The sequence below is a fragment of the Streptomyces katrae genome, assembly GCF_000717655.1.
GTDB classification, from domain to species: domain Bacteria; phylum Actinomycetota; class Actinomycetes; order Streptomycetales; family Streptomycetaceae; genus Streptomyces; species Streptomyces katrae_B.
In genome coordinates this window covers 1-19,372 of the sequence record NZ_JNZY01000022.1, presented here as the reverse complement: position 1 = coordinate 19,372, position 19,372 = coordinate 1, and the positions used below count along the sequence as shown (strand labels likewise).

Sequence of the window (19,372 nt, the reverse complement as noted above, 5' to 3'; positions counted from 1 at the left end):
GGGCCATCGACGAAGGGGGAGTCGTGAACACCACCATCAGCAGCGCGAGCAGCAGCACGTACCAGGGTGTCCGGGCGGGACGACGGAAGCTCGCGGACGAGGCCGTCGAGGAGCTGTGCGCGGCGGTGTTCACGTCCTTGCGGCGCAAGGACCAGCGGGAGCGGGGACGCCAGTACGTACGCGGGCTGCTCGGGGCGGAGGGCCGCAAGTCGATCCGCAACATCGCGCAGCAGCTGGGTGCGGGGGCCGGCGCCACGGCGGCGGAGCAGAGCCTGCACCACTTCATCGCGGCGTCGACCTGGGACTGGCACCCGATCCGCGCGGCCCTGGCGCAGTACCTGGGGCAGGCCGCTCCGCTCGACGTGTGGGTCGCGCAGCCGATGGCGATCCCGAAGGGCGGGGAGCACTCGGTGGGGGCGGGACACCGCTTCGACCCGCACCGGGGGCAGATGTTCCGCGGGCAGCAGGCGTTCGGAATGTGGTTCACCTCGCCGGGGGTGGTCACGCCCGTGGGTTGGCGGCTGTTCCTCGGCGAGGAGCCGGAGGCCGCGCAGACCGAGGCGTACGAGGGCTACGAGGAGTGCGCGGTGACGGGCGTGCTCGACACCCTGCGGGAGTCGGGCCTGGCGACGCGGCCGGTGGTGCTGGACATCCGGGACATCGCGACGCGGGCCACCCTGAACCGGTTCGCTGAGGCGCGGGTGCCGGTGGTGGGGCGGATCAGCCCCGAGGCCCGGCTGCTGGTGACGGACCCGCGGCTGCCGGGCTTCGGAGCGGGCACGCTCGCCGCGCGGGACATCCTGCAGAACGTCAGGGGGCTGCGGATGCCGGTGGAGTGGGCAGCTCCCGATGCACCGGGGGCGCGGCGGACCTCGCTGGTGGCGGCGGTCCGGGTGATGGTGCCGGATCCGGCTCCGGGGCGGCGGCGCGAGGTGCTGCTGTTCGGCGAGTGGGAGTCGGCCCGGCGGCTGCCGACGCAGCTGTGGGTCACGGACATGGTGCGGACGGATCCGGGGGCGCTGGTGCGGATGACGAAGACGGCGCACCGGGTGTCGGCGGCGGCCGGCCTCAGCGTGCAGGAGATCGGGCTCCGGGACTTCTCCGGCCGCTCCCTGCCGGGCTGGCACCGGCACGTGACCCTCGCCTCGGTGGCCCACGCGGCCCGCTGCCTGGAGCCGGTGGCGCCCCCGGTTCCGGCGCGGCACAGCCTGGTCCGCCGCCCGCGCCCCCAGCACCCGACCCTGGCCACCCGCTGACGAAGGGCCCGGCCCACCGTCTTGCGAGGGTGGGCCGGGCCCTTCGGCACAGCAGATGGAGCGGGTGGAACAGGTGCTACTTCAGCTTCGTGCCCGTCGAGCGCAGGTTCGCGCACGCCTCGGTGACGCGCTTGGCCATGCTCGCCTCGGCGAGCTTGCCCCAGGTGCGCGGGTCGTAGGTGGACTTCTTGCCGACCTCGCCGTCGACCTTGAGGACACCGTCGTAGTTGCGGAACATGTGGTCCGCGACCGGGCGGGTGAAGGCGTACTGCGTGTCGGTGTCGAGGTTCATCTTCACGACGCCGTTCTCCAGCGCGGTGGCGATCTCCTGCTCGGAGGAGCCGGAGCCGCCGTGGAAGACGAAGTCGAACGGGCTGGTCTTGCCGTACTTCTCGCCGACACCCTGCTGCAGGTCCTTCAGCAGCTCGGGACGCAGGACGACGTTGCCCGGCTTGTAGACGCCGTGCACGTTGCCGAAGGAGGCGGCCAGCAGGTAGCGGCCCTTCTCGCCCAGGCCCAGGGCCTCGGCGGTGCGGATCGCGTCCTCGACGGTGGTGTACAGCTCGTCGTTGATCTCGTGGGTGACGCCGTCCTCCTCGCCGCCGGTCGGGGTGATCTCGACCTCGAGGATGATCTTCGCAGCGGCGGCCTTGGCGAGCAGCTCCTGGCCGATGGCCAGGTTGTCGGCCAGGGTCTCGGCGGAGCCGTCCCACATGTGCGACTGGAAGAGCGGGTTCAGCCCCTTGGCCACGCGCTCGGCGGAGACCTCGAGCAGCGGGCGGACGTAACCGTCCAGCTTGTCCTTGGGGCAGTGGTCGGTGTGCAGCGCGACGGTGACGTCGTACTTCGCCGCCACGATGTGCGCGAACTCGGCCAGGGCGACCGCGCCCGTGACCATGTCCTTCTTGTACTGGCCACCCAGGAACTCCGCACCACCGGTGGAGATCTGGATGATGCCGTCGCTCTCGGCCTCCGCGAAGCCGCGCAGTGCAGCGTGCAGGGTCTGGGTCGAGGTCACGTTGATCGCCGGGTAGGCAAACTTGCCTGCCTTCGCCCGGTCGAGCATCTCGTTGTAGACCTCGGGGGTTGCGATGGGCATCTGTCCGCTCCTTGGATGTGCGGGGAGTGTGCGATTGCTGGCCCTGACCTGGGGGCGACGTAACCGTCGGGCTCATCCTTCCAGACTCTGCGCGACACTCCACCCGTGCAGGCTGGACCGTTTCACGTGAAACATTCGGTCCGGCCGGGAAAGAGCAGGTCAGGACCTGTGCCCGGAGCCCCGGGGACCTTAAGTCACCAGTTCTCCGGGAGGCCAGAATGCGAGATCGGGCGCGATCGGACGGGATCAGGCCAGGTCGAGGTCGGCGAGCCGGTACCCGGTGAGGTACGGCAGGCCCGCCTCGGCGATGGCGTCCGCGGCTCCGCGGTCCACGATCGTGGCGACGGCGACGACCTCGCCGCCGGCCTCGCGGACGGCCTCGACGGCGGTCAGCGGGGACCCACCGGTGGTCGAGGTGTCCTCGACGACCAGGCAGCGCTTGCCCTTCACGTCGGTGCCCTCGATACGGCGCTGCATGCCGTGGGCCTTCTGCGCCTTGCGGACGACGAAGGCGTCGAGGCGTCCCCCGCGCGCGGCGGACGCGTGGAGCATCGAGGTGGCCACCGGGTCGGCGCCCAGGGTCAGACCGCCGACGCAGTCGAAGTCCAGGTCGGCGGTGAGGTCGAGCATGACCTGGCCGACCATCGGGGCGGCCTCGCCGTCCAGGGTGATCCGGCGGAGGTCGATGTAGTAGTCGGCCTCCTTGCCGGAGGAGAGGGTCACCTTGCCGTGCACGACGGCCTTGTCCTTGATCTGCTGCAGAAGCGCATCGCGTGTGCCTGACGGCATTACTTCGTTGACGTCACTCATGGCCCCGAGCTTAGTTGCGCCGCGACGCGGGCCGGGACAGCCGCCGCCAGGTCCAGGTCGTGGAGATCTCCAGCGGGTCCACGGGGCTGACCAGGCGCGGCAGGGTGTTCAGCCCGTTCGGCGGGCCAGACTGCGGCTCCACGCAGACGGCCTCGGGCTGCTCGTCGTACACGACCACCCATTCGGCCCGGCTGCTGATCTTCAGTTCGAGCGCGCCGGGCCAGGTCAGGGTGACTTCGACGCCTTCCGGCATGCCGAAGCAGTCGTCCCAGGGGCCGGGCAGGGGGTCGATGCGCTTGCCGGTGGGCAGGTGGTCGGGGCCGCGCTCCTCCTGCCAGGCGGGGGCGAAGTCGAGGCGTACGTCCTCGCCGCCGGCGCCGAGGTTGCGGTGGAACCAGGGGTGCCAGCCCGCCTGGGCCGGGAAGGAGTCCCCGTACGTCTCCACGCCCAGGGTGAGGGTCAGCGAGTCGGGGCCCAGCTCGACGATCTGCGTGACCCGGCCCGGGTACGGCCAGGGCTCGACGAGGTCGTACGTGAACGCCGCCTCGGTGGCGGCTACCCGCGCGGCGCGCCAGGGCGCGTCACGGGCGAAGCCGTGGAGGGCGTGCGGCGGATGGTTGAGCGGCAGCTGGTGGACGACGGCCCCGTCCTGGAACCGTCCGTTCGCGGTGCGCCCGCACCACGGGACCATCGGGAAGCATCCGTAATGGGCACCCTGGCGCAGCAGCTCCGTGCCGTCGATGCGCAGGCTGCTGATCCGGCAGCCGTTCTCCTGGTCGACGGTCACCTCGACGCCGCCTGCGCTCAGTTGCGTACTCATGCAGCCGACTCTAGATCAGCGGCGGCGGCGCAGGGCTCGGCCGACCACGACCGCCGAGGCCAGCGCCAGGGCGGCCGCCGGGGCGATCCACCGCAAGTTCGCACCGGCACCGGAGGTCGCGGGGGCGGGGACCGGGGCGTAGCGGCCGCGCGGCGGCGCGTGGTCCACTTCCTCGGCACTGCGGCCGATCATGGTGCGGCGGGCGTGGGCGGCCTCGGCGGGGGGCTGCGCGGCTGCGCCGAACCCGTCGATCTCCCCGCTCTGCCCGATCTGGCCGCTCTCGCCGATCTGACCGAAGTCCGGGAGGCCCTCGAAGTCGCCGTCCATGAAGGGGTCCAGGGAAGGGGGCGGTACCTCGGTGTCGAAGACGGAGGCCGTGACCTCCGTGACGCCGCCGTCGTCCCCGTCCTCCGCGCCGGGCGCGTCGCCCTCCGCCTCCTCGGCCTCGGCGATCACGTCGGTCACCGGCTCCGCCGCTTCGGCCGCCAGCGCCGCGAGCTGCTCGGCGGCCCGGTCCAGGAGCCGCTGGACGGCGGTCGCGGTGGCCTCCGGGGCGAAGGCGGCGGCCCGCCCGTCGGCGGCGGCCTCGGCGGTGAACCCCAGCCGGGTCCCGTCGTCCACCGGGGTCAGCAGCAGCGTCAGCGACAGCTTGACGGTCCCGCTGCCGCGGATCTCGGTGCCCTCACCGGTCACGGTGAAGACGTACGGATCCCGTTCGGCGACGGACAGGGCCCCGCGGTAGGTGACGGTGTTCCCGCCGACCCGCAGTTTGAGGCGGCCCGACACGGGCCCGGACGCGGCGTCCGCGTCCTGCTGGAGCCCGGGTACGCAGCGGGCCACCCGGGCGGGGTCGCGCAGCACGGCGCGGAGGTCGTCTGCCGGTACCGGAACGAACACCTGATGCTCCATGTGGTCGAGCCTACCGACGAGAGACCCTCCCGCACCCGGTCCGGCACTTACGAATACCGCGGGTGCGGGAGCGTCGAGGGCGGCAGGCCCGCCACCCTGGTGCGCTCCGCGTCGCGCGCGGCGTCCCGCAGGGACTGCGTGGACAGCGAGCGCAGCCCCGGCGTGTCGCGGTCGACGCGCAGCTCGGGGACCTGTTCCCGGCGGGCCAGTACGAAGCCCCAGTCCTGCGGCGGCGCGTCGGCCGTGCCGAGGCTGCGGTCGGGGCCGGCGGCGAAGCCGGAGAGCCGGCCGCCGACGCTGTAGGGAGCGGTGCGCAGGCCGGCCGCGCGCAGGGTGGCCTCGACCGTCCAGTACGTACGCGGGCGCGTGGCCAGCGGTCCGGCGTGCACGGCGAGCCGCCCGCCGGGGCGCAGGGCCCGGGCGGCGAGCCCGTAGAACTCCTGCGAGTACAGCTTCGTGCTGGGGGTGATGCCCGGGTCGGGGAGGTCGGAGACGATGACGTCGTACCGGTCCCGCGCGGTCGGCCCCCGCAGCCAGTGGAACGCGTCCTGCGTGACGACTTCGAGGCGCGGGTCCTCGTACACCCGGCCGTTGAGCGCGGACAGCATCGGGTCCGTGCGGGCGAGCCGGACCACGCCGGGGTCGAGCTCGACGACGGTGACGGAGGCGACGTCGCGGTAGCGCAGCACCTCGCGCGCGGCGAGCCCGTCGCCGCCGCCGAGGACCAGGACCCGGGTGTGCGGGCCGGTCATGGCGGGGTGCACGAGGGCCTCGTGGTAGCGGTACTCGTCGTAGCCGCTGACCCGCAGCCGGCCGTCGAGGAACAGGTCGAGGGAGCGCGGGGAGCCGGTGGCGGGGCCGGTCAGCACGAGCTCCTGGACGCCGGTCTGCTGTGCGACCCGGACCTCGCCGCCGTAGACGGCGCGCCGGGCGACCCGCTCGAAGTCGTCGGCGAGGACGGTCGCGCAGGCGAGGACGGCCAGCACGGTGACGTTCGCGGCGATGAGCAGCCAGCGGGAGCGCCGGCTCAGGTCGCGGCGGAACAGCCACAGGACCAGGCCCGCACCGACGACCGCGTTGACGGTGCCGGTCAGCATGGCGCCGGTGAGCTGGCCGAGCACCGGCAGCAGCAGGAACGGGAAGGCCAGCCCGCCGACGAGCGCGCCCACGTAGTCGGCGGCGAACAGGTCGGCGACGGCGCCGCCCGCGTCCTGCCTGCGGATCCGCTGGATGAGGACCATCAGCAGCGGGATCTCGGCGCCGATGAGCACGCCGATCGCGAAGGAGAAGGCCACGAGGACGGGCCGGGACTCGCCCAGCCACGCGAAGCTCGCGTACAGCGCCATCGCCGAGAGCCCGCCGAGCAGGGCGAGGCCCGCCTCGATGACGGCGAATCCGAACGCGGGCCGTCTGCGCAGCCGTTTGGCCAGCAGGGAGCCGACCCCCATCGCGAAGACCATGACGGACAGCACGACGGACGCCTGGGTGACGGAATCGCCGATGAGGTAGGAGCCGAGGGCGAGCAGCTCCAGCTCGTACACGAGCCCGCAGGCGGCGCAGACGAACACGGTGGCCAGGACGAGGAGTCGGCCGGTCCGGGGCCGTACGGGCAGGGCGGCCGGGAGGGTCGCCACGCCCCGCGGCTCCGGAGCCGGGAGCACCCGGCGCGGGACGGAACGGTCGATCATGAGGCGAACGGTACGTCACCGCCCACTCGCATCCCGTCACCCACATGGGTGCAAGTGACGCACCTTTCCGCCCTGTTGGCGTAACCGCGTGGGGACGCCCGCGGCGCCCGCGCCCCGGAACGCCCAGCCCAGTCCCGCACTACCGTGCGGCGGACTCCGGGGCGCCCGCGGGTGCGCCCATGCGCCCACCGACCCTCGTACGAGTGGCCACCAACTGGCCTTCCTGCGGATACGCGTGCCAGGTCCGCCAGCGCACCTGCCCCTCGTGGCGCTGCGCGAGCATGGCGGTGAAGGCGTGCGGGCTGCCGGGAAAGGTTCCGGCCAATCCGTTCGGGTGATCCGCGACCAGCGCCAGCAGCTCCTGCGCACGTCCCGCGAAGGAGCCCTGCGACAGGGTCTCGACCCGCGCGGCGAACTCGTACTCCCAGTCCCCCATCCGCTTGGCCACGCCGAGCGGCAGCGGCGTACTGCTGCCGGGCATGCAGGCGACCGTCTCCGAGCAGAGCACCCGGCCCTCCTCCAGGAGCACCTGGTGCGAGGCGCCGAGCAGGCGCAACTCCACCTTCGCACCGGCCAGTTCGAGGTTCAGTACGGCCAGGGCGGGCAGCCGGTCCCGACCCAGGGCCCAGGCGAGATCGGCGGCCCGTGTGTCGGTATAGGTGGTCTGGAGGGTCGTGAGCATGAGTCGGCTCCGCAAACGCGCGAGGGAGATGGGCCGGGGCCCGCCAGCGGTAGTCAACGGGTGGGGGGACACCGGCACGGGTCCACAGGAAGTCCAGGGAGGTCCGAGGACTGGTCTACTCAACCGAGGGAATCATGAAAGGCACGGCACTCACAGCGTTTTTACCCAACTTGATTGGGTTTACATCCCCCCGGGGGCTACACAGTTCACGTGTTCAACCCAGGCGTCCCGCGCGTCGCACCGCAGCGGACCGGGAGCTCCGAACATGAGGGCGCCCGACGGCCGTTAGCACCGCCGGGCGCCCCGACGCACGCGGCGCCAGCTGCCCCGTGTCAGCTGGAACCGCATCCTCCTCCGCCGCCGCAGGAGGACGACCCCCCACCGCACGACGAGGAGGAACCGCAGGACGAGCCGCCGCCGCACGAGCTGGAACTCCCGCCGCTGCTCGCCCACCACGACGAGCGGGAGCCCGAGCCGGAATCGGCGCCGGTCCAGGCGCGGACCACCTTGCGCACCAGGAGCACGAAGCCCAGGACGACCAGCGCCACGAGCACCAAACCGAAGACAGACATGACACCCAACCCCCGTTCACGTTCCCGCCCCGGTCCCCCGGGGTGTGAAGGGGGGATGCCCGCACGCCACCCGGGCCAAAGCACACTTGAGCAAGTCCAGAGGTTCCCCGCAGGATGGCGGCCATGAGCGCACCCGTGGGCGGCAGCCGCCCCCTCCTGAACCGCCGCCTTGCCTCCTTCGGTACGACGATCTTCGCGGAGATGTCGGCCCTGGCCGCCCGCACCGGGTCGATCAACCTCGGCCAGGGCTTCCCCGACACGGACGGCCCCGCCGAGATCGCCGAGGCCGCCTCCCGGGCCGTGCTCTCGGGCCTGGGCAACCAGTACCCGCCCGGCCCCGGCATCCCGGAGCTGCGCACCGCGATCGCCCGGCACCAGCAGCGGTTCTACGGCCTGGCCCACGACCCGGACACGGAGGTCCTCGTCACCGCCGGCGCGACGGAGGCCATCGCCGCCTCGCTGCTCGCCCTGCTCGAACCGGGCGACGAGGTCATCGCGCTGGAGCCGTACTACGACTCGTACGCGGCCTGCATCGCGATGGCCGGCGCCACCCGCGTGCCGGTCACCCTGCGCCCGGACGCCGGAGCCTTCGCGCTCGACCTCGACGAACTGCGCGCCGCGGTCACCCCGCGCACCCGCCTGCTCCTGCTGAACACCCCGCACAACCCGACGGGCACGGTCCTGACCCCGGCCGAGCTCGCGGCGATCGCGGAACTGGCGGTGGAGCGGAACCTCCTCGTCGTCACGGACGAGGTCTACGAACACCTGGTCTTCGAGGGCGCCCACATCCCGCTGGCCTCCCTGCCCGGCATGCGCGAGCGCACGGTCACCATCAGCTCGGCCGGCAAGACGTTCTCGTTCACGGGCTGGAAGGTCGGCTGGATCACCGCCCCGCCGGAGCTCGTCTCGGCGGTCCGCTCGGCGAAGCAGTTCCTGACGTACGTCTCCTCGGGTCCGTTCCAGTACGCCATCGCGGAGGCCCTGGACCTCCCCGACAGTTACTACGAGGGCTTCCGCGCCGACCTGGCCGCCAAGCGCGACATCCTCGCCGACGGCCTCACGGCGGCCGGCTTCGAGGTCTTCCGCCCCCGGGGCACGTACTTCATCACCACGGACATCACCCCGCTCGGCGAGAAGGACGGCCTCGCCTTCTGCCGCACCCTCCCGGAACGCTGCGGCGTCGTCGCCATCCCGAACCAGGTCTTCTACGACCACCAGTCCGCAGGAGCCACCCAGGTCCGCTGGGCCTTCTGCAAGAAGACCGAGGTCCTCGAGGAGGCCGCGGAGCGCCTGCGGCGGCTCTGAGGCCGGGCTCGTCCGGCGGCGCCTCGGGGGCGGGCCGATTTCACCGGAGGTTCCGGGGGCATTCACGCCCGCGGGGAGGTGGTGCGCTTTAGGGTGCCCGAGGCTCTCCTCGTCGGGATGGGCGTACGCAGGCAGCGCGGGAAAGACGGGGTTCATGACGGCGACGGGCAGTGCGTCGGTTTCCGTGCGGCCGCAGGAGCTCCGGACCGGCAGGGTGCCCGCCCCCCTCGTCGCGCTCGGGGTGTTCGCCGCCGTCCGGGCCGCGGGGGCGCTGGTGCTCACCGTCGGGGCCTGGTGGGCCGGGCGGAGCCCCGTCCGCGTGTTCGGGCACTCCTGGGACTCCGTCTGGTACCTCGGCATCGCCGTGCACGGCTACGGCCGCACCCAGATGTGGGCCGAGTCCGGGCTGGTGCAGAGCGACTGCGCCTTCTTCCCGCTGTACCCGCTGCTCGTGGGGCTGGCCGGAGCCACCCCCTGGGCCGGGCTGCTCGTGGCCTGGACCGCCGCGGCGGTGGCCGCCGTCGGGGTGTACCGGGTCGGGGAGCTGTTGCTGGGCCCGCGCGTCGGGGTGCTGCTGGTGGCGCTGTGGGCGGCGACCCCGCACGCGGTGGTGCTCACCCTCGCCTACACCGAGCCGCTGCTGGCCGCGCTGGCCGCCTGGGCCCTGTACGCCGTACTGCGCGAGCGCTGGCCGTGGGCCACGGGCCTCGCCGTGCTCGCCGGGCTGACCCGCCCGACCGGGATCGCCGTCGGCGCCGCCGTGTCCGCCATGGCCCTGCACGCGCTGCTCGTCCGCAGATCCCGCGCGCCCCGGGTGTGGGCGGCCGCGCTGCTGGCCCCGGCGGGCTGGGCGGCGTACGTCGTCGCCGTCGGGATACGTACCGGGGACCCGGCCGGGTACTTCACCGTGCAGCAGCGCTGGGGCTCCCGCTTCGACTTCGGCTCGTACACGACGGGCACCGTCTGGCGGGTGCTGACCGGCGGGCACGTACAGCTCGCCACCATCGTGACCGTGGCCGTGCTGGCCGCGGCCGGGTTCCTTGCCGTGCTCCTGCTGCTCGACCGGATGCCGGCGGCGCTGCTCGTGTACACCGCCGTACTGCTGCTGATCACCTACGGCGGGGCCGGCTACTTCGAGTCGAAGCCGCGCTTCCTGCTGCCGGCGTTCCCGCTGCTCCTGCCGGTCGCCGCCGCAATGGCGCGAGCCCGGCCGCGCTCCGCGGTCGTGGTGACCGCGGGGCTGGCCGGGCTCTCGTACGGCTACGGGCTGTACCTGCTGCTCATCGCCCGTGTGCCGCTGTGACGGTCGCGACGACTAAGCGTCGTCCCCGTCCTTGTCGTCACCGTCGGTGGAGTCGATCTCCTTCTCCAGTCCGAGCTGCTCCACGAGCCACTTGTCGAACTCGATGGAGGCCCGGACCCAGCTGACCGTGGAGGAAACGAAGTGCTCCAGGCTGACGCCGGTGCCGATCAGCATCTGCGCCTCGCCGATCAGGCGGACGGAGCCGTCGTCGTGCGTGTGGCTGTAGACCTTCGGCCACAGGGTGCGGCGGTTCCAGTCGTCGATCGACTCGAGGAGCTGGGGCTTGTCCTCGATCGCGTGCGGACGGTCGTAGAAGGTCCGCACCGAGAAGACCTGCTGCTCGTCCTCGCCGCGGAACATGAAGTACGTACGGAACTCCTCCCACGGCGCCGCGAGGTCACCCTCGTCGTCGACGACGTACTTGAGCTCCATCTGCTCCAGCAGCTGCTTGACCAGATCCTGGTCGGGGACGACGGGGCCCGCCGGTCCTGTGGCCTGCGGATCGGGCTGCTGCCCTCCGAAGTTCGGAATCGAGGCCGGGTCGATGCTCACCGTGTACTTCCCTTCGTGCGGATACTCTCATCCTCCACCATCCCGCCCTCCCCGTGTCCAGCCCAGCGGACCACGATCCGCTTGCAGCGGACACGGGGGTGCGCTGAGCGGGGGACACATGAACCGAATAGGGAAGATCGGCGTGGGCCTGGCGTGGCGGTGGAGGGATCATCGTCTGCTCGCCCCTGGTGCCGCTCCTCGCTTTCTTCTTCGGGGATCCGTACGGCGACGAGAAGTACGGGGACGAGTACGACGTGTCCCTCCCCGACGACAGGCCGTCGCCGGCCGCGATGGCGTTCGGCGAGGCGCGGTGGCGGGCGCGCAGGACTCCCCGAGTGCCGCGAGGTACGTGAGCTTCGGGGTCGTTCGCCTCGCCGACGGTACCGACCGCGTGGAGATCCCGGCCTCGGCGCCGGCGCGCCAGCAGCACGGCGGCGCCGAGGAAGCCGGCGGTGAAGGCGCCCCCTAGAGCGCCTTGCCGACGATGAGGTCCTCGCCCGCCACGTCGACCCGGACGGTGTCGCCGTCGCGGACCTCGCCCGCCAGGATCTCCTTGGCCAGGCGGTCGCCGATGGCCGTCTGGATCAGGCGGCGCAGCGGGCGGGCGCCGTACGCCGGGTCGTTGCCCTTGTCCGCCAGCCAGGCCAGGGCGTCGGGGGTGACGTCCAGGGTCAGGCGGCGGTCGGCCAGGCGCTTGGCCAGGCGGCCGATCTGGAGCTCGGCGATGTGGGCCAGCTCGTCCTCGGTCAGTGCCGAGAAGACCACCAGGTCGTCGAGGCGGTTGAGGAACTCCGGCTTGAAGGAGGCCCGGACCACCTCCAGGACCTTGGCCTTCTTCTCCTGCGCCGAGCTCACCGGGTCCATCAGGAACTGGCTGCCCAGGTTGGAGGTCAGGATCAGGATCGTGTTGCGGAAGTCCACGGTGCGGCCCTGGCCGTCCGTGAGGCGCCCGTCGTCCAGGACCTGGAGCAGGATGTCGAAGACCTCGGGGTGGGCCTTCTCGACCTCGTCCAGCAGCACCACGGAGTACGGGCGGCGGCGTACGGCCTCGGTCAGCTGGCCGCCCTCCTCGTAGCCGACGTACCCGGGCGGGGCGCCGACCAGGCGGGCCACGCTGTGCTTCTCGGAGTACTCCGACATGTCGATGCGGACCATGGCCCGCTCGTCGTCGAAGAGGAAATCCGCGAGGGCCTTGGCCAGCTCCGTCTTGCCCACGCCCGTCGGGCCCAGGAAGAGGAACGAGCCGGTCGGGCGGTCCGGGTCGGCGATCCCGGCCCGGGTGCGGCGTACGGCGTCCGAGACGGCCCGTACGGCCTCGCCCTGGCCGATCAGGCGGCGGCCCAGCTCGTCCTCCATGCGCAGCAGCTTCTGGGTCTCGCCCTCGAGGAGCCGGCCGGCGGGGATGCCGGTCCATGCGCCCACCACGTCCGCGATGTCGTCGGGGCCGACCTCGTCCTTGACCATGGTGCCCTTGGACGTTCCGGTCTTGGAGGCCTCTTCCTCCTCCTCGGTGGCCTCCGCCAGCTCGCGCTCCAGCGTCGGGATCTCCCCGTAGAGCAGCTTGGAGGCCGTGTCGAAGTCGCCGTCGCGCTGGGCGCGCTCGGCCTGGCCGCGCAGGTCGTCCAGGCGCTCCTTGAGCTCGCCGACGCGGTTGAGGGACTGCTTCTCCTTCTCCCAGCGGGCGGTCAGGCCCCGCAGGTCCTCCTCCCGGTCCGCCAGGTCCTTGCGGATCTTCTCCAGGCGCTCGATCGAGGCCGGGTCGGACTCGTTCTTCAGCGCCAGCTCCTCCATCCGCAGGCGGTCGACCGAGCGCTGCAGCTCGTCGATCTCCAGCGGCGAGGAGTCGATCTCCATGCGCAGCCGGGACGCTGCCTCGTCGACCAGGTCGATCGCCTTGTCGGGGAGGAAGCGGGAGGTGATGTACCGGTCGGAGAGGGTCGCCGCGGCCACCAGCGCGCTGTCGTTGATGACGACCTTGTGGTGGGCCTCGTAGCGGCCCTTGAGGCCGCGCAGGATCGCGATGGTGTCCTCGACGGACGGCTCGGCGACCAGCACCTGCTGGAAGCGCCGCTCCAGCGCCGGGTCCTTCTCGATGCGCTCGCGGTACTCGTCGAGCGTGGTCGCGCCGACCATCCGCAGCTCGCCGCGGGCCAGCATGGGCTTGAGCATGTTGCCCGCGTCCATGGCCGAATCCCCGCCGGCGCCCGCGCCGACGACGGTGTGCAGCTCGTCGATGAAGGTGATGATCTGGCCGTCGCTGGACTTGATCTCGGCGAGGACCGTCTTCAGCCGCTCCTCGAACTCGCCGCGGTACTTGGCTCCCGCGACCATCGCGCCGAGGTCGAGGGAGACCAGCCGCTTGTTCTTCAGGGACTCGGGGACGTCGCCCTTCACGATGCGCTGCGCGAGGCCCTCGACGACGGCCGTCTTGCCGACGCCGGGCTCGCCGATGAGCACCGGGTTGTTCTTCGTACGGCGCGAAAGGACCTGGACGACGCGCCGGATCTCCTGGTCGCGGCCGATGACCGGGTCGAGCTTGCCTTCACGCGCGGCCGCCGTGAAGTCCGTGCCGAACTTCTCCAGGGCCTTGTACTGGCCCTCGGGATCGGGGGTGGTCACCCGCCGTCCTCCTCGTGCGTTCTCGAAGGCGTCCAGCAGCTTCTTCGCCGTCGCGCCCTGGGTGGAAAGGACCTCACCGGCCGCGCCGCCCTTTGCGGCGATGGCGATGAGGAGGTGTTCGGTGGAGAGGTACTCGTCGCCGAGTTTCCCGGCCTGCTGGTCGGCCTCGGCGAGTACGGCGAGCAGCTCGCGGGTGGGCTGCGGGGGCGCGACCGTGGAGCCCGTGACGCTGGGCAGGGCCGCCAGCAGCCGCTCGGCGCCGTTCCGGACCGCCGCCTGGTCGGCCTCGGTGGCCGCGAGGAGGTCGGTGATGTTCTCGTTGTCCTCGCCGGCGAGCAGGGCCAGCAGCAGGTGCGCCGGGGTCAGATCCGCGTGGCCGTCCTTCACGGCCCGGCTGGTGGCCGCGTTCAGCGCGTCCCGGCTCTTGTTGGTCAGCTCGGCATCCACGTGCGACTTCTCCTCTCAGACAGGTCAGACAGGTCTCGGGAAGACTTCGGGTCTCGTGCTTTGAGTCTGCACTTTGAGTATGGCAGCGTACGCAAAGTTGAGTCTATTCCACTCAAGGGCGGAGTCGTGCCCTCACGTACCCTCGGGCCATGGCTCTTGACGTACTCAACCCGACGCCCGAGTACCTCGCCTTCTGGCGGGAGCGGCACGTCTGCACGCTGACCACCCCGCGCCCCGACGGGACCCCGCACGTGGTGCCGGTGGGCGTCACGTACGACCCGGAGGCGGGCCTGGCCCGGGTGATCAGCAACAAGAACAGCAAGAAGATCCGCAACGTGCTGGCGGCCCGGGCGACGGAGCACGGCCCGGCCCGGGTGGCGGTGTGCCAGATGGCGGGACGCCGCTGGGCGACCCTGGAGGGGCACGCGGTGATCCGTACGGACGAGGCCTCGGTCGCGGAGGCGGTGGCGCGCTACGCGGAGCGCTATGGGCGCACGCCCTCGCCCAACCCGGACCGGGTCGTCATGGAGATCGTCCTCGACCGGGCGATGGGCCGCGCCTGAACCGTTCGCGGAGAAGTTCAGCTAGTTCAGCTTTCACCTTGTCCGGTTCAAGCACTGGACGCGGACATCACAACGGCGCCATCGTGGTCAGGTCCACGATGGCGCCGTTGTGTGGGGGAAGCACCTGGAGCGATCTGCAACGACGGGGGAATCGCTTCAGGCACTGCGGGGGGTGGCGGTGGTGATATCGGGTTCGAAGAGCTGGTGGTCGCGCTGATCAAGGTTGACGAAGACCATTCCGTAGCGCACCTCGCAGCGGACGGGCTGCGGCGCGCCGCGGGGGCGGCGCAGGCACCGGTACGCCCGGACGTCCTCGTCCTCCTCGCGCGTGATGACGATGGGCTGTCCGAACAGGGTGACCATCAACGAGTCGCCAGGGTGGGGGATGGCCGTGGCGAGGTCGATGAACTGCCAGCCGGAGCGGTAGGCAGAGGCCATTTCGCGACGGAATCCGCGGTCGTCGGGGGTCATGCCGCGGTCTCCACAACAAGGGTGCCGGCGTCGACGGGGGCCGAGCGCCATCCGCTGTCCATCGGTGCCGCGCGCCATCCGCTGTCCTCGAGCGGCGCCGCCCGGAGGCCTGCGGCACCCCCTTCGGCGCCCCCCAGGGTGACCCCGGCAAGTCCCAGACCGGCCACAGCCGAGAAGATGACGGTGGCAAGCGCCGAGCGAAGCATTCTCTTGTTCATGGTCGGCTTCGTCCTCACTTGATGAAATCCTCTCCCCCGCCTGTCAGACGATGGCTCATTCAGGCACATCACTGCCACAGGGACGATGCATCATGTTCTTGCATGTTCAGGACCCTGGGGGGTGGAGATTTGACCATAAACAGAATAAAAGCGACACATCCCCACTCGGTCACGGAGCTGTGCAGCGAGGGGGCACGGCTCTACACGAGCGCGCTGCGGACCGGACGTATCGCACGTGGGGATGTCAAAACGGCACCCTGCTTGCTCGATCTGGCGCTGTTGCAGCCAGATCCTGATGACGCCAATTCGCTCCGTCCGGTTCCACCGGCGGTGGCACTCGCACAGCGGCTGCATCCGATCGAACGGGAGATCCGCGACAGACGCCGGGATTCTCTCGAACTGTCCGAAGCTTTCGAGCCGTTTCTCGCCATCAGTGCGCAGAATCCGGCAAGCACCCATGCCATCACCGTGCTCGAAGGCTTCGACCCCATCAACGCGGCCCTCAACCTCGCCACCGCCGAGTGCCACACCGAGATGCTGACCATCCAGCCCGGCGGCGCCCGCCCCAGCCTCGAGCTCACGGAGGCCCTGGAGCGGGACCAGCCGCTAACCGACCGCGGTGTCCGGATCCGGACCCTCTACCAGCACACCGTCCGGCACAGCCGCGGCACGCTGGCGTACGTCGACCTCCTCAAGGCCGGCAAGGTCGAGGTGCGCACGCTGGAGGAGCTCTTCGAGCGCCTCATCATCTTCGACCGGACCGTCGCCTTCATCCCGGCCAGCGACGACCGCCAGGTCGCCCTGGAGCTGCGCCACCCGGGGCTGGTCGACTACCTCATCAAGGTGTTCGAGCAGCTGTGGCACCGCGCCGTGCCCCTCCAGGAGGAAGTCACGTACCAGCACACCCGCGGCGGCATCTCGGGCGTGCAGCGCACCATCGCACAGCTCCTCATCGAGGGCCACGTCGACGAGGCCATCGCCCGCCGGCTCGGCATGAACGTACGGACCTGCCGCGCGCACATCGCGAAGCTCGCCAGCACCCTCGGCAGCGGCAGCCGCGCCCAACTCGGCTTCCTCATCGCCCGCTCCGGGATCCTCGAGGACGAGGGCGACTGAAACGCACCGGAACGCATCAGGCCCCGCCCGGGGTTCCCGGGCGGGGCCTGATGCGTTCGGTCGCTCGTCAGTCGCCCTGGCGCTTCGGTGCGGGGCGCCAGACGACCAGGGCGTTGCCCGCCACCGGCGGCTGGTACTTGACCAGATCCCGCCGGTACGAGGCGTGCACCTGGGCCTCGCGCTGCTGGAGCACGGCCGCCGCGCCGTCCACCGCCGCCGAGAGCTCGGCCACGCGCTGCTGGAGCGCCGCGACCTGGTTCTCCAGCTCGATGATCCGCTTGATGCCGGCCAGGTTGATGCCCTCGTCCTGGGACAGTGCCTGCACCGTGCGGAGCAGTTCGATGTCGCGGGCCGAGTAGCGCCGGCCGCGGCCGGCCGTCCGGTCCGGGGAGACCAGGCCGAGGCGGTCGTACTGGCGCAGGGTCTGCGGATGCAGGCCCGAGAGCTGGGCGGCCACCGAGATCACGTAGACCGGGGTCTCGTCGGTCAGTTCGTACGCCCCGCTGCCGAACCGGGGCGGTCGTCGGCGGCCGTCCATGTCATGCTCCCTTCGCGGACTCGAACAGCACGGCGCGCGGGTCCTCCGACTCCGTCGCGTCGCGGTACATCTCCAGCGCCTCGCGGGCCTTGTCCGACAGCGTGGCCGGAACCGAGACCTCCACCGTCACCAGCAGGTCCCCGCGGGTGCCGTCCTTGCGGACCGCTCCCTTGCCGCGGGCCCGCATCGTGCGCCCGCTGGGGGTGCCCGGCGGGAGCTTCAGCGTCACCGAGGGGCCGTTCAGGGTCGGGACCTTGATGTCGGCGCCCAGGGCGGCCTCGGCGATCGTCACCGGGACGGTGACGGTCAGGTTGTCGTCCTTGCGGCCGAACACCGGGTGGCTGTCCACATGGACGACGACGTAGAGGTCGCCGGCGGGACCGCCGCGCTCGCCCGGAGCGCCCTTGCCGCGCAGCCGGATCCGCTGGCTGTCGGAGACGCCGGCCGGGATCCGGACCTGCATGGTGCGGGAGGACTTGGCCCGCCCGCTGCCCTTGCAGACGTCGCAGGGGGTCTCCGCGATCAGGCCGCGGCCCTTGCAGTCCGCGCAGGGGTCGGTCAGCGAGAAGCCGCCGCCGCTGCCCCGCGAGACCTGGCCGGTGCCGACGCAGGTCGGGCACACGCGCGGCGTGCCGTTCTTGTCGCCGGTGCCCGAGCAGGCCTTGCAGGGCGCCTGGGAGGACATCCGGAGCGGGACCGTGGCCCCGTCCACCGCCTCCGTGAAGGAGAGGGTGACCTCCGACTCGATGTCCTGGCCGCGGCGCGGCTGGACCCGCGTCCCGGGGCCCGCGCCGCCGCGGTTGAACAGTCCGCCGAAGACGTCGCCCAGACCGCCGCCGCCGAAGCCGCCGCCCGCGCCGCCACCCGGCTGGGTGCCGCCGAACAGGTCGCCCAGGTCGAAGTTGAACGAGCCGCCCCCGCCCGGACCGGGGCGGAAGCCCCCGTTGCCGAACAGGGCGCGGGCCTCGTCGTACTCCTTGCGCTTCTTGGCGTCGCCGAGGATGTCGTTCGCCTCGGAGACCTCCTTGAAGCGTTCCTCGGCCGAGGCGTCGCCCTTGTTGGCGTCCGGGTGGAACTCGCGCGCGAGCTTCCGGTACGCCTTCTTGATCTCGGCCTCGGTGGCGTCCTTCGGGACACCGAGGACCTTGTAGTAGTCCTTCTCGACGAAGTCCTTCGTGCTCATCCCCGGCGTCCCTCCTCTCGTGCCTCTACGGTTGCTGCGTCAGCCCTTGTCGGGGGCATCCGCGTCCTTGTCCGAAGGCGTGTCGCCGTCCGCGGACTCGGACTTGGGGGCGGCCCCGGGCTGGGGCTCCGCCACCGCGACCCGCGCGGGGCGGATCGTACGCTCGCCGATCCGGTACCCCGGCTGCAGGATCGCCACGCAGGTCGTCTCGGTGACGTCCGGCGCGTACGAGTGCATCAGGGCCTCGTGGATCGTCGGGTCGAAGGGCTCGCCCTCCTTGCCGAACTGCTGCAGCCCCATCTTGGCCGCGGCGGTCTCCAGCGATTCGGCCACCGACTTGAAGCCGCCGACCAGCTCGCCATGGTCCCGCGCCCGGCCGATGTCGTCCAGGGTCGGGAGCAGTTCCGTCAGGAGGGACGCGACCGCGATCTCCTTGACTGCGATCCGGTCCCGCTCCACCCGGCGGCGGTAGTTCTGGTACTCGGCCTGGAGCCGCTGGAGGTCCGCGGTGCGCTCGCCGAGCGCGGTGCGGGCCTGGTCCAGCTGCGCCAGGAGAGCGACGTCCTGTGCTGCTGCGGAGTCCCCGGCCGGGGCCGCGGCCTCCTCCTCGGAGGAAGCTGCGGCCTTCGGCTCGGCGGCGTCGTCAGGCGTGGCGCCGGCGGGGACTTCGGGCTTCTCCTCAAAGCCCGGGGTCTCCTCCGACATCAGGCAGCGCCGCCCTTCGGCTTCTCGTCGTCCACGATCTCGGCGTCGACGACATCGTCCTCGGGCTTGGCCTGACCCGCGTCACCCGCGGCACCGGCTGCACCCTGGGCGGCCTGCGCGTCGGCGTAGATGGCCTGGCCGAGCTTCTGGCTGACCGCGGCGAGCTTCTCGGTCGCGGTGCGGATCGCGGCCGTGTCCTCGCCCTTGAGGGTCTCCTTCAGCTCGGAGACGGCGGCCTCGACCTCGGTCTTGACCTCGGCCGGGACCTTGTCCTCGTTGTCCTTGACGAACTTCTCCGTCTGGTAGACGAGCTGCTCGCCCTGGTTGCGGGACTCGGCGGCCTCGCGGCGGCGGTGGTCCTCCTCCGCGTACTGCTCGGCCTCCTGGCGCATGCGGTCGACCTCGTCCTTGCCGAGCGAGGAGCCGCCGGTGACGGTCATCTTCTGCTCCTTGCCCGTGCCGAGGTCCTTGGCCGTGACGTGCATGATGCCGTTCGCGTCGATGTCGAAGGAGACC

General features: G+C 71.6%; 20 protein-coding genes. 6 read left to right on the top strand and 14 right to left on the bottom strand.

Annotated elements, in window-relative coordinates; all coding sequences use genetic code 11:
- Positions 1–23 precede the first annotated feature (23 nt).
- A complete protein-coding gene (locus tag IF09_RS0124500) occupies positions 24–1,256 on the top strand; it encodes a transposase (protein ID WP_063607419.1) in 1,233 nt (410 codons plus the stop codon).
- Positions 1,257–1,332: 76 nt separating this feature from the next.
- Here the strand turns inward: IF09_RS0124500 and fbaA are convergent, their stop codons facing one another.
- The 7 genes from fbaA to IF09_RS43290 form a co-directional block, all read right to left on the bottom strand.
- Positions 1,333–2,355, bottom strand: coding sequence for a class II fructose-bisphosphate aldolase (gene fbaA, locus IF09_RS0124495; RefSeq protein ID WP_030299162.1), 1,023 nt, complete (start codon positions 2,353–2,355; stop codon positions 1,333–1,335).
- A gap of 246 nt (positions 2,356–2,601) precedes the next feature.
- Positions 2,602–3,165, bottom strand: a complete 564-nt coding sequence (gene pyrE, locus IF09_RS0124490; RefSeq protein ID WP_234321130.1) for an orotate phosphoribosyltransferase — start codon at positions 3,163–3,165, stop codon at positions 2,602–2,604.
- 10 nt (positions 3,166–3,175) lie between these two features.
- Positions 3,176–3,985 (bottom strand): aldose epimerase, encoded by an 810-nt coding sequence (locus tag IF09_RS0124485; RefSeq protein WP_030299158.1) that lies wholly within the window; start codon positions 3,983–3,985, stop codon positions 3,176–3,178.
- A gap of 15 nt (positions 3,986–4,000) precedes the next feature.
- Positions 4,001–4,894, bottom strand: a complete 894-nt coding sequence (locus tag IF09_RS0124480; RefSeq protein WP_030299157.1) for an SRPBCC family protein — start codon at positions 4,892–4,894, stop codon at positions 4,001–4,003.
- A 47-nt stretch (positions 4,895–4,941) separates the two neighbouring features.
- Positions 4,942–6,582, bottom strand: coding sequence for a polyamine aminopropyltransferase (locus IF09_RS0124475; protein WP_030299155.1), 1,641 nt, complete (start codon positions 6,580–6,582; stop codon positions 4,942–4,944).
- 139 nt (positions 6,583–6,721) lie between these two features.
- On the bottom strand, positions 6,722–7,264 hold the full coding sequence (locus IF09_RS0124470; RefSeq protein ID WP_030299153.1) for a DUF2617 family protein: 543 nt from the start codon (positions 7,262–7,264) through the stop codon (positions 6,722–6,724).
- Between the two features lie 332 nt (positions 7,265–7,596).
- A complete protein-coding gene (locus tag IF09_RS43290; protein WP_078613419.1) occupies positions 7,597–7,836 on the bottom strand; it encodes a hypothetical protein in 240 nt (79 codons plus the stop codon).
- 114 nt (positions 7,837–7,950) lie between these two features.
- Here IF09_RS43290 and IF09_RS0124460 point away from each other — a divergent pair, with 114 nt between their 5' ends.
- Positions 7,951–9,141 carry a pyridoxal phosphate-dependent aminotransferase gene (locus IF09_RS0124460; RefSeq protein ID WP_106975125.1) on the top strand — a complete coding sequence of 397 codons (1,191 nt, stop codon included), beginning with the start codon at positions 7,951–7,953 and terminating at the stop codon, positions 9,139–9,141.
- 154 nt (positions 9,142–9,295) lie between these two features.
- A complete protein-coding gene (locus tag IF09_RS0124455) occupies positions 9,296–10,444 on the top strand; it encodes a hypothetical protein (RefSeq protein WP_234321129.1) in 1,149 nt (382 codons plus the stop codon).
- A gap of 12 nt (positions 10,445–10,456) precedes the next feature.
- Here the strand turns inward: IF09_RS0124455 and IF09_RS0124450 are convergent, their stop codons facing one another.
- Positions 10,457–10,996, bottom strand: coding sequence for a YbjN domain-containing protein (locus IF09_RS0124450; protein ID WP_030299148.1), 540 nt, complete (start codon positions 10,994–10,996; stop codon positions 10,457–10,459).
- Between the two features lie 188 nt (positions 10,997–11,184).
- Here IF09_RS0124450 and IF09_RS45745 point away from each other — a divergent pair, with 188 nt between their 5' ends.
- Entirely contained in the window at positions 11,185–11,349 is a 165-nt protein-coding gene (locus tag IF09_RS45745) for a hypothetical protein (RefSeq protein WP_158710032.1), read from the top strand.
- 112 nt (positions 11,350–11,461) lie between these two features.
- On the opposite strand, the gene clpB is transcribed toward IF09_RS45745, so the two are convergent.
- Positions 11,462–14,062 carry an ATP-dependent chaperone ClpB gene (gene clpB, locus IF09_RS0124435; RefSeq protein WP_030299144.1) on the bottom strand — a complete coding sequence of 867 codons (2,601 nt, stop codon included), beginning with the start codon at positions 14,060–14,062 and terminating at the stop codon, positions 11,462–11,464.
- Positions 14,063–14,211: 149 nt separating this feature from the next.
- Between clpB and IF09_RS0124430 the strand changes: the two genes are divergently transcribed.
- A complete protein-coding gene (locus IF09_RS0124430; protein ID WP_030299143.1) occupies positions 14,212–14,625 on the top strand; it encodes a pyridoxamine 5'-phosphate oxidase family protein in 414 nt (137 codons plus the stop codon).
- Between the two features lie 156 nt (positions 14,626–14,781).
- Here the strand turns inward: IF09_RS0124430 and IF09_RS0124425 are convergent, their stop codons facing one another.
- Entirely contained in the window at positions 14,782–15,096 is a 315-nt protein-coding gene (locus IF09_RS0124425; protein WP_030299141.1) for a hypothetical protein, read from the bottom strand.
- A 320-nt stretch (positions 15,097–15,416) separates the two neighbouring features.
- Between IF09_RS0124425 and IF09_RS0124415 the strand changes: the two genes are divergently transcribed.
- A complete protein-coding gene (locus IF09_RS0124415; RefSeq protein WP_030299137.1) occupies positions 15,417–16,430 on the top strand; it encodes a hypothetical protein in 1,014 nt (337 codons plus the stop codon).
- A gap of 67 nt (positions 16,431–16,497) precedes the next feature.
- On the opposite strand, the gene IF09_RS0124410 is transcribed toward IF09_RS0124415, so the two are convergent.
- The 4 genes from IF09_RS0124410 to IF09_RS0124395 form a co-directional block, all read right to left on the bottom strand.
- Positions 16,498–16,968: a heat shock protein transcriptional repressor HspR gene (locus IF09_RS0124410; protein WP_030299136.1), complete on the bottom strand. Its 471-nt coding sequence runs from the start codon at positions 16,966–16,968 to the stop codon at positions 16,498–16,500.
- 1 nt (position 16,969) lies between these two features.
- On the bottom strand, positions 16,970–18,151 hold the full coding sequence (dnaJ, locus tag IF09_RS0124405) for a molecular chaperone DnaJ (RefSeq protein WP_030299134.1): 1,182 nt from the start codon (positions 18,149–18,151) through the stop codon (positions 16,970–16,972).
- A gap of 39 nt (positions 18,152–18,190) precedes the next feature.
- The gene (gene grpE, locus IF09_RS0124400) at positions 18,191–18,856 is read right to left on the bottom strand and encodes a nucleotide exchange factor GrpE (protein WP_030299132.1); all 666 of its coding nucleotides are present in this window, start codon (positions 18,854–18,856) and stop codon (positions 18,191–18,193) included.
- Positions 18,856–19,372, bottom strand: a 517-nt coding sequence (locus tag IF09_RS0124395) for an Hsp70 family protein (RefSeq protein ID WP_030299130.1), incomplete at its 5' end; no start/stop codon positions are given. The genes IF09_RS0124395 and grpE, both read right to left, overlap by 1 nt.